This is a genomic window from Nonomuraea sp. NPDC052129 (assembly GCF_040680095.1).
GTDB lineage: Bacteria > Actinomycetota > Actinomycetes > Streptosporangiales > Streptosporangiaceae > Nonomuraea.
This window is the reverse complement of sequence record NZ_JBFAVX010000002.1, coordinates 660,630-676,495: the sequence shown is the minus strand read 5'-3', so window position 1 is coordinate 676,495 and position 15,866 is coordinate 660,630. Positions and strand designations below refer to the sequence as shown.

At 70.4% G+C, this 15,866-nt stretch carries 9 protein-coding genes; 2 read left to right on the top strand and 7 right to left on the bottom strand.

Annotation, left to right across the window (positions count from 1 at the left end):
• Positions 1-87 precede the first annotated feature (87 nt).
• The 7 genes from AB0L53_RS07775 to AB0L53_RS07745 are packed head-to-tail and all read right to left on the bottom strand — an operon-like array spanning position 88 to position 12,604.
• Positions 88-2,751 (bottom strand): hypothetical protein, encoded by a 2,664-nt coding sequence (locus AB0L53_RS07775; protein WP_363991916.1) that lies wholly within the window; start codon positions 2,749-2,751, stop codon positions 88-90.
• Complete coding sequence (locus AB0L53_RS07770) at positions 2,751-5,144, bottom strand: glycoside hydrolase family 3 N-terminal domain-containing protein (RefSeq protein ID WP_363991913.1); 2,394 nt, start codon at positions 5,142-5,144, stop codon at positions 2,751-2,753. Before AB0L53_RS07770 ends, AB0L53_RS07775 begins: the two co-directional genes overlap by 1 nt.
• Positions 5,131-6,432 carry a glycosyl hydrolase gene (locus AB0L53_RS07765; RefSeq protein ID WP_363991910.1) on the bottom strand — a complete coding sequence of 434 codons (1,302 nt, stop codon included), beginning with the start codon at positions 6,430-6,432 and terminating at the stop codon, positions 5,131-5,133. Before AB0L53_RS07765 ends, AB0L53_RS07770 begins: the two co-directional genes overlap by 14 nt.
• Position 6,433: 1 nt before the next feature.
• Positions 6,434-7,282: a carbohydrate ABC transporter permease gene (locus AB0L53_RS07760; protein ID WP_363991907.1), complete on the bottom strand. Its 849-nt coding sequence runs from the start codon at positions 7,280-7,282 to the stop codon at positions 6,434-6,436.
• Positions 7,282-8,211, bottom strand: a complete 930-nt coding sequence (locus AB0L53_RS07755; RefSeq protein WP_363991904.1) for a sugar ABC transporter permease — start codon at positions 8,209-8,211, stop codon at positions 7,282-7,284. The genes AB0L53_RS07760 and AB0L53_RS07755 overlap by 1 nt, the downstream gene beginning before the upstream one ends.
• Positions 8,208-9,500 (bottom strand): sugar ABC transporter substrate-binding protein, encoded by a 1,293-nt coding sequence (locus AB0L53_RS07750; RefSeq protein WP_363991902.1) that lies wholly within the window; start codon positions 9,498-9,500, stop codon positions 8,208-8,210. The genes AB0L53_RS07755 and AB0L53_RS07750 overlap by 4 nt, the downstream gene beginning before the upstream one ends.
• On the bottom strand, positions 9,497-12,604 hold the full coding sequence (locus AB0L53_RS07745) for a glycoside hydrolase family 38 C-terminal domain-containing protein (protein ID WP_363991899.1): 3,108 nt from the start codon (positions 12,602-12,604) through the stop codon (positions 9,497-9,499). Before AB0L53_RS07745 ends, AB0L53_RS07750 begins: the two co-directional genes overlap by 4 nt.
• Before the next feature lie 139 nt (positions 12,605-12,743).
• On the opposite strand from AB0L53_RS07745, the gene AB0L53_RS07740 reads away from it, so the two are divergent.
• Positions 12,744-13,850: a LacI family DNA-binding transcriptional regulator gene (locus tag AB0L53_RS07740; protein WP_363991897.1), complete on the top strand. Its 1,107-nt coding sequence runs from the start codon at positions 12,744-12,746 to the stop codon at positions 13,848-13,850.
• Positions 13,847-15,808: a beta-N-acetylglucosaminidase domain-containing protein gene (locus AB0L53_RS07735; protein ID WP_363991894.1), complete on the top strand. Its 1,962-nt coding sequence runs from the start codon at positions 13,847-13,849 to the stop codon at positions 15,806-15,808. The genes AB0L53_RS07740 and AB0L53_RS07735 overlap by 4 nt, the downstream gene beginning before the upstream one ends.
• Positions 15,809-15,866: the final 58 nt, after the last annotated feature.

The following is a 15,866-nucleotide window of genomic DNA, read 5'->3' as shown; positions in this document are numbered from 1 at the left end:
CTGCCGGTGTGGGGCGGGCCGGGGGGGGGTGTGGATTTCGGTGGGGCGCCCCGGCGGCGCCCCCCACGTCTCCCCTGGCTTTCGCGATCAGTTGCCGCGAAGCACCGTCGTGGCCTTGTTGCCGGCGTAGTCCTCCAGGATGGCGACCACCTTGCTGGTGGCGCCGGACATGGTCACCGTCTCGGCGGCGCGTGTGGTGCGGCCACGGATGATGTACGGCTTGGCGCCCGAGCCGTACGTCGTCGTGAACGACTTCGCCTGGCCGTCCTCAAGGATGGTCAGGGTGTGCCAGTCCGGAAGCGTCGGCCGGGAGAACGTGAAGGTGTTCCCGTTGATCGCCACCGCCGACGCCGGGTAGGGGCTGATCTCGGTGTCGGCGAACGTCCCGCGTACCCCGGTGACCGTGCCCGTTCCCGACCGCAGGGTCAGGAGGTAGCCGTCGCCGTTGACGGGTACGCCGGTCAGCGTCGTGCTCGAGCTCGTTCCGGGGACTTCGACCTCCTTGGTGTACGGATGCGCGGTGTCGAGGCTTGTGACCTTCAGCGTGATCGGCTGCCCGCTCGCCGGGGGTGTCCAGGTGGCCGTCAGCGTGCCGTCCGGCTTCGCCGACGCCTGCGCCTTGCCCGGCGCCGTGGACAGGTCGAACGACGTGGTCGCCGCCGGGCTCTCCGACCCGTCCGGGCCGACCGCCACCAGCTTGATCGTGCCCGCGGTGGCCGTGAAGCGCTTGACGTAGTAGACGTCGTCGTAGGCGCCGCCGAGGTAGGTGTCGTCCAGGTAGACGTCGTAGCGGCGTACCTTGTCGTAGGCGGAGCGCTTCCAGGACAGGAACAGTTCGCCGGTCGCGGGGAGCAGCTCGGTGATGCGCAGGTCCTGCGGCGCGGCAGGGGTGTGGTTCGTGCCGTCGCGCAGGGCCAGTGCGCCGAGGTTGACCTGGTATCCCGGGATGGGGCGGGCGCCGGCGGCGACGACCAGGCCGAGCGCGGCCACCTTCTGACCGGCGTACGCCGACAGGTCGGCCGACCGGGTCGTCCAGCCCGTGGTACGCCGGCCCGAGCCGGTCAGCGGGAGCTGGATCACCTTCGCCGGATCGGAGGCGAGGACGAGGCCGAGTCGGAGTTCGGAGTCGTCGCTGGCCGAGGGCTTGTTGTAGGTCAGGTCCAGTGTCGAGCGCTTGTTGATCCGCAGGTCCGTCTTGTAGAGACGCACGGTGTTGTCACTGTCGAGGGTCCCGCTGAGGACGAGGGAGCTGCCGCCGTTGTAGGCGCCGATCTTCTGGTAGGAGAACCGGCTCGCCGGTGTGTACGCGGGGCCGTAGTCGAAGTCGGCGTTGAGCGGCGTTCCGGACGCGTCCACCCACCACTGCCAGGTCACCGGGATGTCCTGGAGGTTGATGTTGCCCCACTCCTGCTGGCTGGACAGCCGGCCCTTGGTCCAGGTGGACAGGCCGTGGCCGGTGTTGAAGGAGGTGGCGAACGTGGTGCCGCCGATGACGGAGCGTTCGGCGACGTACTTGGAGATGCCCTTCCAGGTCCCCTCCGGCGTGGTGGTGCCGGCTGAGGAGCCGGTCCACCAGCGGCGTTCCCGGTCGAAGACGTCCCGCTGGGCGGCGTCGTCGGTCTTGTTCGCGTAGTCGGAGGAGACGAAGTCGGCGCCGAGGGTGGCGATGGCGTTCATCGGCGCGCCGTTGGCGTCGAGGTTGTCATCGAGGTTGTACGGCTGGTTGAACTGGTACTGCCCGGCCTCGACGCCGGCGAAGACGCTCTTGCGGGAGTCCAGCCCGAGGCCGGCGGCGTAGCTCTTGGAGTTGGTGAGCTTGGTCCTGTTCCACCAGTAGTTGAGGAAGATGGAGTCGGACACGTCGCCTAGTTTCGCGTCGCGCACGAACGGGCCGTTGACCGCGTTGAACTCGTTCTGGTACGAAATGGCGCCGGTGGAGTTGTCGATGGAGTCGTACCACTGCACGTAGAGGCCGCCCTCGCGCAGTTGCCGCAGGAACTCCTTGTACGCCGGGATGTCGGCCGGCGCGACCCGCGCCTCCTGGTTGATGAAGTAGCCGTCGAAGCCGTAGAACTTGGCCGTCTGGATCAGCTTGGCGGCGACGGGGAACCCGCCGTCGGCGTCACGGACCAGGAGCTCGTTGTAGGTCTGGTCGCCGCGGTCGTTGTCGGAGAAGAAGAGGCAGCCCAGCGAGCGCACCCCGTTCGCGTGGGCCGCGTTGGTGTATCCGGGGTTCGGGAGGTTGAGCATCCCGAACTCGAACCACTTCTCCCGCCAATCCTTGGTCGGGTCGTAGTAGCTCGTCGGCACCCCCTCGGTGGGCATGCCGTGCCACGAGCCGTAGAAGTCGGCGTACTGCCAGTAGGAGAACAGGTACTGGCTGAACTCGTTTGTATACGAGTGGCTTTCGAAGAAGGCGTTGCCATAGTCGCCGGCCAGGGTCAGCTGCTGGGTGGCGGCGGGCAGCGCCGGGTTGCGTTGCGTGGCGGCGTTGGCGGCGTTGCGCTTCTGGAGCGGCACCTTGGCGCGTAGGAGCTCGGCGTGGGCGTCGTCGGCGGGGTTCCAGCGCAGCAGGTCGGTGACGGAGTAGCCGTGCTGGTACGGCTGGTTGGCACCGACCGCGCTGTCGCCCGTCCAGGGCAGCGTGTCGCTGGCGGCGGCACCGCCGGCGGTGAGCACGACGGCGAGCATGGCGGCCAGGGCGGCGGTTCCCGCACGGGTCGTCGCCCGTCTGCGATGTGATCGGGCCATCACAACTCCTCACTGTCGGGAATGGGCTCGGCCGATCCGGAGTGGATGGCGGCCTGGGGGTGACTGAATGGTCGGATGGTCGCGTGCAGGTCTTCGACGTACAGGTCGGTGACGGCCCGGTCCGTCGCGCCCTCGGCGAAGCAGCGCGCCTCGGACAGGTTCCAGACGACGGTGGTACGGGCGCCCGGTGGGACGGTGACCCGGCGGAAGGCGAGCAGTTCGCGGAGGCGAGGCAACGCGATGCCTCCGGTACGCCGCCCGAACACCGGCACGACGACCTCGGCTTCGGTGGCGTCAGGGTTGACGACCTCGACGCTGACCTCGATCGTGTCCGCGTGTGCCGCCGTGGTCAGGCGGTCGAACCGGATGGGCCGGTAGCGCAGGCCGGAGCCGAAGGGGAAGAGCACCGGGTCCGGCGCGTCCTGGTAGACGCCGTGGGCCGGGTGCCGGTCGTTGTGGCGTACCGGTACGGCCCCCGGATGGCGTGGCGCGGTGAACGGCAGGCGGCCGACCGGCTCGTAGCCGCCGAGCAGCGCGTCGACGATCGCGTGGCCGCCGTGCGGACCGGGGTAGCCGGCCCACAGCAGGGCGTCGGTGTGGGCCAGTACGCCGGTGAGCACGTGCGCACGGCCGGCGATGACGACGGCCACCACGGGGCAGCCTGCCTGCGCGCGGACGGCGGCGATCAGGTCGTCCTGACCGCCGGGCAGGGTTATGTCGGCCAGGTCGACGCCCTCCCCGGCGGTCGCGACGGCCGCCGGTCCGGTGATCGCTCCGTTGGCGGCGAAGTCCTCCGCGTACGTGCGGTGGCTCGTCCCGCCGAGCGCCAGGATCACGACGTCGGCGCCGCTCAGCTCGGCCGCCGTGGGTGCTCCAGGGGTGCACACCACCTCGGTTCGCGGTAGCGCCTGCCGCAGCGCCAGGTCCAGTCCGGCGGCCGACCCCGTGGGCAGGGGCGGTACGTAGTCGCCCAGCAGGGCGGTGACGTCGCGGGCGTTCGGACCGGCGAGAACCACCTTGGTCAGGGTCCGCCGGTCGAGGGGCAGGAGGGCGTCGGCGTTGTGCAGCAGGACCAGCGACTGCCGGGCCAGACGACGCGAGAGGCCGTCAGCGACACGGGAGGCCCGCGCGAGGTCGTCGGCGGTGCGAGCGGCCAAGGTGAGCCTGTCGCGAGCGGCCGGGGTGGCGGGACCGGTCGCGGACGTGGCCGGACCGGTCGCGGACGTATGGTCCGCGAGCAGGCCGACACGCTGCTTGAGTGTGAGCACTCGGCGGCAGGCGTTATCGACCAGCTCAGCCACTCGCGGATCCTCACCTGCAGCCTGTTCCAGCAGGCCGAAGGAGTCGTCCCAGAGCGACAGATCCACACCGGCCTCGATCGCGGCCACGGCGGCGGTCGTCGCGTCGCCTGTCATCGCGATGAGCCGATCCACGGCCAGGCCGTCGGCCATGACGATCCCGTCGAAACCGCACTCGGCCCGCAGAAAGCCGGTGAGGAGGTCGCGGTTGGCGCAGCATGGCACCCCGTCGATGTCGTTGTAGGCCGCCATGAACCCCATGGCCCCGGCCTCCACTGCGGCCCGTACGGCCGGGAGATGCAGCTCGCGCAGGTCGCGGGGGCCGATGACGGCGGATTGGCCGTTGCGCCCGCCGACGGCCTCGCCTTGGGCGGCCAGATGCTTGAGGACGATCGCGACCCCGCCGCGACCCACCGCGCCGCGATCACTGCCCTGCATGCCGATCACCAGCGCCCTGGTGAGCTCCGCCGCCAGCAGCGGATCCTCTCCGAAGCACTCCTCCGCCCGGCCCCAGCGCGGGTCGCGCAGCAGGTCGAGCGCGGATACCAGGGCCAGGTGCACCCCGCTGGCCGCGAGCTCGGCCGCGACGGCGGCCGCGGCCTCGGTCAGCAGCTCCGGATCCCAGCCCGCGGCCACCGCGAGGTTGGTGGGCAGCAGCGTCCCGCCCAGCGCCTGGTGCCCGTGCGGGGCCTCTTCCGACAGCAGCACCCCGATGCGGTGCCCGCCGGACCGCGACACCTCGTCTTGGACGAGGGCCGCGACCTCGGCGCGTTCCTCCGGCCGGATCCCGTCGGCCCATGAGCGGCCCGACCAGGCGTCGGCGCGGAAGACTCCGTACAGCGCGCCGAGCCCGCCCCACCGGTCGAGCTCGGCGCGGGCGAGGTCGGTGAGCCGGAAACCGCCTCGCGGAGCCCGCTCGACGGCCTGCCAGCCGAAAAGCCGCTGGTTGAGCTGGCCGACCTTCTCCCGCAGGGACAGCTCGCCGAGCAGCCGCTCCACGGGCTCGGCGGGCAACGGCTCCACCGGCCCAGCGCCCCGCGCGCACGGCTCCACGGGCCCGGCGAGCAGCGGTTCCGCCGACTCAGCGTTCCGCATGCGCGGCCGTCCGGTTGAGTACCTCCACGTCGCTGACGGAGCTGTAGAACGTACGCCCCGTCGGCTCGGCGTGGACGAGCCGTTCGACGCCGCGAGCGCGCAGCGCCGACGGGTCGCCCGCGACCGTGGAGGTGACCAGAGTGGGACGGGCTCCGGCGCGGGCGCGGCCCATCCAGGTCTCGAAGACGCCGCCACCGGGAGACAGCTCCGCCCGGGACACGGGAACGTCCTCGGAGTCGACCGGTACGACGACCGCCTCCCGCCTTGGAGAAGGGCGCGGCCGGTGCCGCAGCTCGGCGGCCAGTTCGGCGAAGCGCCGGCCGATCGGCTTGACGGTGGCGTCGGCGTCGATCAGGCCGAGGCTGTACTCCAGGCCGGGGAAGTCGGCCAGCCGGCGTTCCACGTCGTGCGAGCACCACCACGTGACGCCCCACAGGGCGTCGCTGTCGGCCGCCGCGCGCACGGTCGCCTCACAGAAGTCGGGCGCCTGGTCCTCGGTGAGGTGGTTGAGCGGCGCGCCGACCTCCTGCAGCCACACCGGGCGGGCCGGGTCGAGGGCGAAGGCGCGTGACAGTTCGATGAGGTACGCGGCGTGGCTGACGCTCTCGTGCGACATCGCGCCGTACCCCTGCGCCGTGCCGTTGAAGATCCACGAGTGGATCACGCTCATCTGGCCGTGCCGGGCGGAGTGCGCGGGGGTGAAGGCGTGGCCGTCGGCGTACCAGACGGCGTCGTATTCGGCGTTGAGCCGGAAATGGCGCCGGTCGCGCGGGCCTTCGCCGTGCAGCGCCCGGAGCCAGGCCGTGACCTGTTGCGCGGTGGCCGGCATCGGGCTCGGGTGCAGGGCGGAGGTGAACTGGTTGACCTCGTTGCCCAGGGTCAGGCCGAGGAAGTTGGGCAGGTCGTACAGGTGCCCGTCGAGGGCCTCGACCAGCTCGGCCTGCGCGGCGATGGCGTCGGGGTCGGTGAACATGCTGCGCCGGTGCCAGTCCGTCAGCCAGCTCGGCACGAAGTCGAACCCCGACAGGTGGCCCTGCAAGATGTCCACGCCTGCGTCGAGGCCGGCCTCGCCGGCGATCTCCACGACGCGGCGCACGTCGTCGAGGGCGCGGCGGCGGATCAGCGTCCGGTTCGGCTGCAGAACGGGCCACAGCGGCATGACCCGGACGTGGTCCAGGCCGAGACCGGCGAGGGCCGCCATGTCGCGCCGGGTGACCGCCCAGTCCGGATCCAGCCAGGAGTAGAACCAGTCCCGGGAAGGCGTGTAGTTGACCCCGAATCTCAGCATTTCACCCTTTCAAGCCTCCCGCTTCGAGCCCGCGGAAGAAGTAGCGCTGCAACATGGCGAAGAACGTGACGATGGGCACCAAGGCGATGATCGTGCCGGCCGCGATGAGGCGTGGATCGTCGTAGAAGGTGCCGCGCAGGCGGTTCAGTCCGACGGTGAGGGTGTAGTTGTCCTCGTCGGACAGCACGATGAGGGGCCACAGGAAGTCGTTCCACGAGCCGACGAAGGCGAAGATCGCCACGACGGTGATGACGCCTTTGACCTGGGGGACGGAGACGCGGATGAACCGCTGCCAGGCGTTGGCGCCGTCGATGACGGCCGCCTCGTCGAACTCGGCGGGCAGGTTGGCGAACGCGTTGCGCATCAGCAGCACGTTCAGCGCGGCCACGATCGTCGGCAGGACGACACCCAGCAGGGTGTTGGCCAGACCGGCACCCCTGACCAGCAGGAACTGGGAGATGAGGACGGTCTCGGCCGGGACGAGCAGGGCCGCGACGAAGATCCCGGCCGCCACCCCGCGCCCGCGGAAGCGCAGCTTGCCCAGGGCGTAGCCGGCGCAGGTGGCCCCCACCACGTTCCCCGCGACGGCCATGGCGGCCACCATCAGGGAGTTGACCAGGTAGTGGGGTACGGGGATGCGGTCGAGCACCGTGGCGAAGTTCGCCGGCGTGGGATGGCCGGGGATCAGCTCGGGCGGCCGGGCGTACAGGTCGTCGCCGGCGCCCTTGAGTGACAGCGAGAGCTGCCAGAGCAGCGGTCCGGCCAGCAGCACGGCCATCAGGATGAGGATCAGGTAGCGGCCGACGAGGCCCGGCGAGACGCGCCGCCGTCCGGCGGCGGAGGTGGGCATCAGAAGGTCCTCTGCTTGCGCTGCATGACGAGCTGCGCGATCAGCAGCGCGCCGAGGATGACGGACATGACCAGGCTGATCGCGCCGGCGTACCCGGTACGCGCCTGCAGGCCGGTGCCTTCGCGCTGGATGAGCATGGTCATCGTGAGATCGCCGCCGCCCACGCCTCCGGTGCCGTCGGTGAGCACGTAGATCTCACCGAAGACCCGGAAGGCCGCCACGGAGGACAGGACACCGATGAGCGCCATCGTCGAACGCACGCCCGGAACGGTGACGTTCAGGAAGGTACGCACCGGGCCGGCTCCGTCCATCGCCGCCGCGTCGTACAGGCTCGGGTCGATGTTCGCCAGCGCGGCAAGGTAGATGACCATGTAGTAGCCCAGGCCCGTCCACACGGTGACGAACATCGCGCTGAACAGCAGCAGCCAGCGGTCGGTGAGGAACGGCACCGGCTGGGCGACGACCTTGAGCGTGCCGAGCAGCTCGTTCACCAGGCCCTGCTTGTCGAGCAGGTTCGTCCAGATCAAGCCGACGATCACCGGCGACATGATCACCGGCAGGTACATGGTGGTGCGGAAGAACCCCATGAGCCGCCCGGCGCCGCTGAGCAGCGAGGCCAGGACGAGGGGCAGCCCCACCATGAACGGCACGACGCACACCACGTACAGGCTGGAGTTCAGCAGCGCGGTGCCGAACCGCTCGTCGTCGAACATCCGCCGGAAGTTGTCCAGCCCGACGAAGTCCCCCGGCCGCAGCAGCATCGAGTCCGTGAACGCCAGCCGCAGCGTGTTCACGAACGGCACGAGGACCAGGAGAACGACGACGGCCAGCCCCGGCAGCAGGAACAGCCACGGAGTCGCCCGCCACCGGTGGGTGGCCAGAGCGGTGTCCCCGCCGCGTGGCGGGGACACCTGATGCTTGGTCGTCATCCGTGCGAGGCCAGCCGGTCGTTGGAGTACTTCACCGACGCGTCCAGCGCCTCTTTCACCGTCTTCTTGCCCAGCAGCGCCTGGGCGATCTGCTCGCGCAGCGTCTCGGCGTCGGTCGAGCCGGAGAACGCCGGGGGCCACCACACGATCGCCTTCTTGACCTGGGCGGCGCTCTCCAGCCGCACCTTCGTGGCGGGGTCGCCGTCGTCCTTGGTGAAGTACTCGTCGTCCATCGACCCGGCCGACGAGGGGAACACCGAGGCCTTCTTGCCGAAGGCGAGCTGGTTGGCGGGGTTGGTCACGTACTTGGCGAAGGCCATGGCCAGCGGCTGGTTCTTGCCGGTGGCGTTCACGACGAGCGACTCGATGTACATGTTGGGCGCGGCGGTGCTGATTCGCGGCCCGATCCCGAGATTCTTGTAGATGTCGGGCGCGGTGTCCTTCAGGTCGTTGAGCGTGTACGAGCTGCCCGACAGGTACGCCAGCCGCCCGGCCTTGAACTCCTCCACCTCCTTGGTCTGGAGGTTGTTCAGCGACTCCTGGGTCAGGCCCCTGCCGGCGTACAGCTTCTTGTAGCGCTCGACGAACTCCACGCCTTTGGCGTCGTTGTAGGTGAACTGCTTGCCCGCGGCGTCCATGAGGGGCACGCCGTACTCGCCGAAGTTCTCGATGGCCGGCATCCTGACGATCATCGACACGTCCGAGCAGTTCTTGGCCATGGTCTCGGCCTGGGTGAACAGCTCGTCATAAGTGGCGGGCAGCTTCTCCGGGTCCAGGCCGCACTTCTTGAACAGCGCCTTGTTGAAGAACGACGGCCCGGTGTTCAGGTACCACGGATAGCCGTAGGTCCCGCCGCCCAAGCCGCTGAACGTCATCGCCTGCCACGCCTTGTCCAGGAACAAGCCCTTGGCCTGGGGGTCGGCCTTGTTGAGGTCGAGCAGGACCCCCGCCTGGGCCAGGGTGTAGGCGGCCTCGGGGCCCATGTCGACGACGTCGGGGAGCGCCCCCGCCGCGGCGTCGGCGGACAGCTTGTCCTGGTAGCCCTCGGCTGGCTGGTCCACCCACTTGATGTCGGTGCCCGGATTGGCCTTCTCGAAGGCGGCGATGAGCTCGGTGAAGTAGGGCGTGAACTTGTCGTTCTTCAGGTTCCAGGTCTGGAACGCGATCGATCCCGACAGCTTTCCGCCCGACGCCTTCTGCGTCGTGTCACCGCCGCCGCACCCGGACAGCAGCAGCGATCCCAGGGCGAGTGCCGCGACGCCGGTCCAGCCTCTTCCGATTCTGGTCATTGGGGGTCCTCCTTAGGTGATGCGTGAGGGGCGATCCGCAGGGTCGCCACCTGGAAGGGGCCGAGATCCAGCCGGGCCTCGCTCACGGGACGGCGTCCCCCGGCCAGTGCCACGGGCAACAGGTCCTCGTCGCCGCCGGGCTCGCGTTCGTCGCCGAGCTCGCGTTCGAGCAGGTCGGTCTCCCACAGGACGGCTCCCGCGGCGAGTTCCTCGTGGCAGTGCAGCCGGGCGCTCGCCCGTCCGCCCCGCGTCTCGTACACCCGTACGACGAGGTCCCCGGAGCCGTCGTCGGCCTGCTTCACCCAGTCGATGAGCGCGTGCCCGGTGAGCGGCTCCAGCCGTACCAGCGGCGCCAGCCGGGACAGCCCGGCGATGTCGGGCGCGTTGAACGCGTAGGCGGCCTCGGCCGCGGCGGGCACGTCCGCGCCGGGCAGCACCGCCCAGCGGAAGGCATGGGTGCCCATGTCGGCGCGGGGGTCGGGGAAGCGGGCGCTCCGCAGCAGGGACAGCCGGACCACGGTGGAGTCGCCGTCGGCGCGGGCGTCGGCTCCGTACATCGAGTCGTTGACGATCGCGACGCCGAAGTCACCGTCGCCCACCTGGACGTAGCGGTGCATCGCGGCCTCGAACATCGCCTCCTCGGTCGCGGTGTTCGACAGCAGCGGGCGTTCGACGTATCCGTACTGGGTCTCGAACCGCGCGGTCCGCGCCATGACCCGCACCGGGACGGCCACCTTCAGCAGGCGTTCGCGCTCCTGCCAGTCGACGGCGCAATCGGTCTCGAACCGCCCGGTGCCGGCGCGCAGCCACATGGTCAGCGTGATCGTCGACGTGCCGACCCGCCGGACCACCTCCACACCGGCGTCGGGCCCGTCGCGGACCACTCTCCGACTGGTGACCTGGTCGAGCACCTGGGGGTGGCGCAGCGTGTGCCGGTCCACGTCCCAGGCGTCCCAGCGCACCGGCTCGTCACGGAAGAGCTGCAGCTCGTTGAGGCGCCGGCCGGGCGGGACGACCTCCCGGCCGCTGCGCACGTCGAGGAGCGAGGTGACGTGGCCGTCGTCGCCGATCACGACCCGCAGCAGGCCGTCCTCCAGTACGGTGCCGCCGTCGTCGGTGACCTCGACGGCGCGCGTGTCCGGTTCCGCTGTGGCGAACGGGGGGAGCACACTCCCTACCCGGCCGCTTTCACCGTCGCCCAGTGCCGCGCTCGCCTGTTTGATCAGGTCGGTCAGCCGTTCCTCGATCGCCCGATAGGTGTCTCGGGCCTCGCGGTGCACCCAGGCGATCGAGGTGCCCGGGAGGATGTCGTGGAACTGGTGGAGCAGCACGGTGCGCCAGATGTCGTCCAGGTCCGCGTGCGGATAGGGCGCCCCACGCAGTGCGCTCGCCGCCGCGCTGAGATATTCCGCCGCCCGCAGCAGCGACTCGCAGCGCCGATTGTGCCGCTTCATGGCCGCCTGCGAGGTCAGGGTGCCTCGGTGCAACTCCAGGTAGAGCTCGCCACGGTAGACCGGCTCCAGTGGCCCGGCGTCGCGCAGTTCGGCCTCGGCCTCCCGGAAGAACTCCGCCGGCGACCTGGAGGTCACGCGTGGCGCGCCTTCCAGGTCGGCGAAGCGGCGCAGCCGCTCGGCCATCTCCCTGGTGGGTCCGCCGCCTCCGTCGCCGTACCCGTAGGGCAGCAGCGAATGGGAGGCGATCGCCTTGTCCTTGAAGGTGGTGACGGCATGGCGGAGTTCGGCGGCGGTCACCTCGGCGGCGTACGTCTCCGCGGGCGGGAAGTGGGTGAAGATCCGCGTGCCGTCGATGCCCTCCCACCAGAAGGAGTGATGCGGGAAGACCGTGGTGTCGTTCCAGGAGATCTTCTGGGTCAGGAACCAGCGGGACCCGGCCCGGCGGGCCAATTGCGGCAGGGCGCCCGAGTAGCCGAACGAGTCGGGCAGCCACATCTCCCGTGGTTCCCTGCCGAATCGGTCGATGAAGTACCTCTTGCCGTAGGTCAGCTGGCGCACCATCGACTCGCCGGTGGGAATGACGCCGTCCGCCTCGACCCACATGCCGCCGACCGGTACGAACCGGCCCTGCTCGACATGGTGTCGCACCCTCTCGAACAGCTCCGGATAGTGCTCTTCGAGCCAGCTGAAGTGCTGCGCCGCCGACATCGTGTACACCAGCGAGGGGTCCTGGTCGAGCAGGGCGAGCGCGTTGGAGACCGTACGGGCGAGCTTGCGTACCGTCTCGCGCAGCGGCCACAGCCACGCCGTGTCCATGTGCGCGTGCCCGACGGCGGTGATCCGGTGGGCGCTGGCGTGCGCCGGCGCGGCCAGGAGCGGGGCGAGGATCGCGCGCGCCCGCCGGGCGCCGGCCTCGGCGTCCGCCTCGTCGTAGGCGTCCAGGGCCTCCTCTATCGCGCGCAGCAGCCGCCAGTGACGCGGCTCGTCCGGGCTCAGCTCGGCGGCGAGCCCGCCGGCGACGTCCAGATCGCAGCTCAGGGCGTGAATCTCGGGCGAGAACGCGGCGACCTCCGCGCGACGCAGCCTGAACTGCTCGAACTCCTCCTCCGCCCGCTTCTCACCCAGTTCGGTGACCACGAACGGCGGCAACCCGAGCAGCAGGGGGTTCGCCGCCGCCTCGACGTAGAGCAGGAACGCGCCATCGGCGTCGAGCACACCGGGGACGGCTCCGTCGCCCCGTAACCGGATGGCGGACTGCCGAGGGTGCAGGCCTTTGACGATCGTGCCGTCCCGGGTGAAGACCAGGCCCTCGCAATGACCGCCCACGGAGTGGTCGAACCAGCCCAGGTCGAGCACGAGGTCGACGGGGGTGTCCCCCTGCGGTCCGACCGTGCCCCGAATCCGGAACCAGGTCGTCGACCACGCCTCCCCCCAGGCCGCGCCCAGCGGGAAGGGGCGGTAACCGGGAGGGGTGCGGCCGGGATCGCGGGCGAGCCCGAGGGCATGCCGGGCGCTCACCGGCTCCCCGTCGTCCGCGACCGTCCATGCCTCAACGTCGACACCCGACAGCCGGGTGTGCGTCCGGGACAGGATCCGTTCGCGCTTCACGCGGGTGAGCCGCTCAAGCGTGCGGCTGAGGTGGTTGTGCATCTCGTACCTCTCCGTAGCGGAGATATGACAATATGCCTGATACGTTTTAGTTGTCCTGAGTGACCGCAGACTAATACGTTTGAGTCCTCAAGGTCACCGGGGAGGATCGTCTCGTTTGCGTAACGACGATGGAGGAGCGATGCCGCCGAAAGATGAGGTTCCGCCCCAGGATGCCGCCGCTTCATCGGGCCCTTCCCGGGGTGCCGCGCCGGCCCGGCTGCGAAGCACCGACATCGCGCGGCTGGCGGGCGTCTCCGTCTCGGCGGTGTCGCTGGCGTTCAACGCCCGTCCGGGCATCAGCGACGCGACGCGCAAGCGCATCCTCGACGTCGCCGAGGAGCTCAACTGGCGCCCACACCGGGCCGCGCGCGCCCTCAAGGGGGCCAACAACGACGCGGTCGGCATCGTCATCGCACGTCCGGCCCGCACGCTGGGCGTCGAGCCGTTCTTCGCGCACGTCCTGTCCGGCCTGCAGTCCCGCCTGTCCAACGAGGGCATCGCCACGCAACTCCTCATCGTCGAGGACACCCAGGCGGAGGTGGCCGTCTATCGCCGCTGGGCCGCCGAGAACCGGGTCGACGGGCTCGTGCTCTTCGACCTCGCGGTGGACGACGTACGGCCGCGGCTCGTCGCCGACCTCCGCATACCCGCCGTCGTCCTGGGCGGCCACGGGGCCCCCTTGCCCCTGACCAGCGTCTGGGTCGACGACCACGCGGCGATGACGCGCGTCCTCGCCTACCTCGCCGGGCTCGGCCACCGGCACATCGGCCACGTCGGCGGCATCCCCTCCTACCAGCACACGCGACGCCGCCTCCAGGCCATCGCCGACGGGCGCGAGACGCTCGGCATCGACATCGTGAGCGTGGCGACCGACTACTCCGACACCCAAGGCGCCTCGGCCACGCGCCGGCTGCTGGCGTCGAGCCCTCCGTGCACGGCGATCATCTACGACAGCGACGTCATGGCGGCGGCGGGCCTGGGCGTGGCTACCGAGCTGGCCGTACGGGTGCCTGGTGACGTCTCCATCGTGTCCTTCGACGACTCCATCCTCACCCAGCTGCCGCACCCCTCGATCACCGCGCTCACTCGCGACACGTTCGCGCTCGGCACGCTCACCGCGACCGAACTGCTCCACGTGATGGCCGAGCGTCCTGAGCCCCGTGCGGTGCAGGCTCCCACCCCCGACCTCGTGCTACGTGCCAGCACCGCCCCTCCAGCCGACACAGACGAATGGAGAGTTCCGTGAGAAGTCGCAAGATCACCCCCACCGCGGTCCTCGCACTGGCCGCGGCCCTGTGCGCCGGGGCACTCCTGCCCATCCCCGCGGCCTATTCCGCTCCTGTTCCGAGCGGCTCCTTACCCTCGGTGTCGCCGACTCCGCAATCGCTGAGCGGCGTCGGCGCGGCCGCCGTCGTCACCAGCCGGGTGCTCGTGATCGCCGACGACCAGACCGACCCCGCCGCCCGCGACCGCCTCGTACGGGAACTCAAGGCACACGGCGCCGACCGGGTGGACATCATCGCCCCTGACCGGACCCCCACGGCCGGCCTGCTCACGGTGCGCCTCGGCCCCGCGGCACGCCCGGACATCGCGCGGGCGCTCGGCGACGCGGTCGTGCCCGACAAAGCCGAGGGATACGCGTTAAGGGTCTCCGGCGGCCGGTCGCGCCAGATCGCTCTCGGCGGCAGGGACGCGGCGGGCCAGTTCTATGCCGTACAAACGCTGCGCCAGTTGTTCGTCCCCGCCAGCGACGGCTGGACGGTGGCGGGGGTCCAGGTCAGCGACTTCCCGTCCATGCCGCTGCGCGGCACCATCGAGGGCTTCTACGGCGCGCCGTGGACACACGCCGAACGCCTCGACCAGATGAACTTCTACGGCGACGTCAAGGCCAACACCTACATCTACGCCCCCAAGGACGATCCCTACCACCGCGACAAGTGGCGCGACCCCTACCCGGCGGCCAAGCTCGCCGAACTGGGCGAGCTGGTGACCAGGGCCGCCGCGAACCATGTCCGCTTCACCTTCGCGCTGTCCCCGGGCGTGTCGATCTGCTACTCCGACCAGGCGGACCGCGACACCCTCAAGCGGAAGCTGCAAGCGCTCTACGACCTGGGCGCCAGGGCGTTCTCCATCCCGCTGGACGACATCAGCTACACCAGCTGGAACTGCGCGGCGGATGAGGCCGCGTACGGCACGGCCGGGCGCACCGCCGCGGCGAAGGCCCAGGTCGATCTGCTCAACGACCTGCAGCGAAACTTCATCGCCACCCACGAGGGCGCCCAGCGGCTGCAGATGGTGCCCACCGAGTACGGCGATCTGACCGACACCACGTACAAGCAGACCATGCGGGCCTCCCTCGATCCCGCGATCGAGGTGATGTGGACCGGCACCGACACCGTGCCTCCAGAGATCACCAACGCGCAGGCCGAGAAGGCGGCGGAGCTGTTCGGCCGCAAGGTGTTCGTCTGGGACAACTACCCGGTCAACGACTACGGCAACACCAGCGGCCGACTGCTCCTGGCCCCCTACGACAAGCGTGAGGGCGGCCTGGCCGCGCACCTGTCCGGCATCGTGGCCAACCCGATGAACCAGCCGTACGCGAGCAAGGTCGCGGTCTTCGGCGCCGCGGACTTCACCTGGAACGACAGAGCGTACGACGCGAGGAAGAGCTGGCCGCGCGCGATGGCCTATCTCGCCGGCGGCGACAAGGCGGCCACCGAGGCCCTGCTGGTCTTCGGCGACCTGGAGCATATGGCGCCGACCTTCGGCGGCACCCCTTGGCAGCCCCAGGCACCCGAGCTCGCCGCGCGGGTGGCCGAGTTCTGGCGGGGATGGGACGGCGGGCGGCCCGCCGACGCGATCGCCGCGCTGCGTCCGTACGCGAAGGCCATCGCCACGGCGCCGGCCACCATCCGCGGCGGGTCGGTGGAGAAGGGCTTCACCGATGACGCCGCGTCGTGGCTGAACGCCACCGAGCTGTGGGGCAGGGCGATGGTGACCACGCTAGACGCGCTCCAGGCTCGGCAGGCCGGAGACGAGACCAAGGCCGCCGCGTTGCTCGCCGAGTCGCGTGAGCTGCAGCGGCAGGCCCGCGCGATCCGGGTCAGCCCGCCGCGCAACCGCTGGGGCGCGGCCCAGCCTCAGGTCGGCGACGGGGTGCTCGATGTCTTCCTGGCCCAGGCCGAAACCCGGCTCCAGGGGTGAAGCAGGTCAGCCGAACTCCTCGACGTACTCCTCCGGAGGTCCCGGCTCGGGGCGCTCC

What these genes read in the sequence shown, in the direction of transcription:
- AB0L53_RS07775 (WP_363991916.1), bottom strand. Translation starts at nt 2,751, where the DNA reads ATGGCCCGATCACATCGCAGACGGGCGACGACCCGTGCGGGAACCGCC.
- AB0L53_RS07770 (WP_363991913.1), bottom strand. Translation starts at nt 5,144, where the DNA reads ATGCGGAACGCTGAGTCGGCGGAACCGCTGCTCGCCGGGCCCGTGGAG.
- AB0L53_RS07765 (WP_363991910.1), bottom strand. Translation starts at nt 6,432, where the DNA reads ATGCTGAGATTCGGGGTCAACTACACGCCTTCCCGGGACTGGTTCTAC.
- AB0L53_RS07760 (WP_363991907.1), bottom strand. Translation starts at nt 7,282, where the DNA reads ATGCCCACCTCCGCCGCCGGACGGCGGCGCGTCTCGCCGGGCCTCGTC.
- AB0L53_RS07755 (WP_363991904.1), bottom strand. Translation starts at nt 8,211, where the DNA reads ATGACGACCAAGCATCAGGTGTCCCCGCCACGCGGCGGGGACACCGCT.
- AB0L53_RS07750 (WP_363991902.1), bottom strand. Translation starts at nt 9,500, where the DNA reads ATGACCAGAATCGGAAGAGGCTGGACCGGCGTCGCGGCACTCGCCCTG.
- AB0L53_RS07745 (WP_363991899.1), bottom strand. Translation starts at nt 12,604, where the DNA reads ATGCACAACCACCTCAGCCGCACGCTTGAGCGGCTCACCCGCGTGAAG.
- AB0L53_RS07740 (WP_363991897.1), top strand. Translation starts at nt 12,744, where the DNA reads ATGCCGCCGAAAGATGAGGTTCCGCCCCAGGATGCCGCCGCTTCATCG.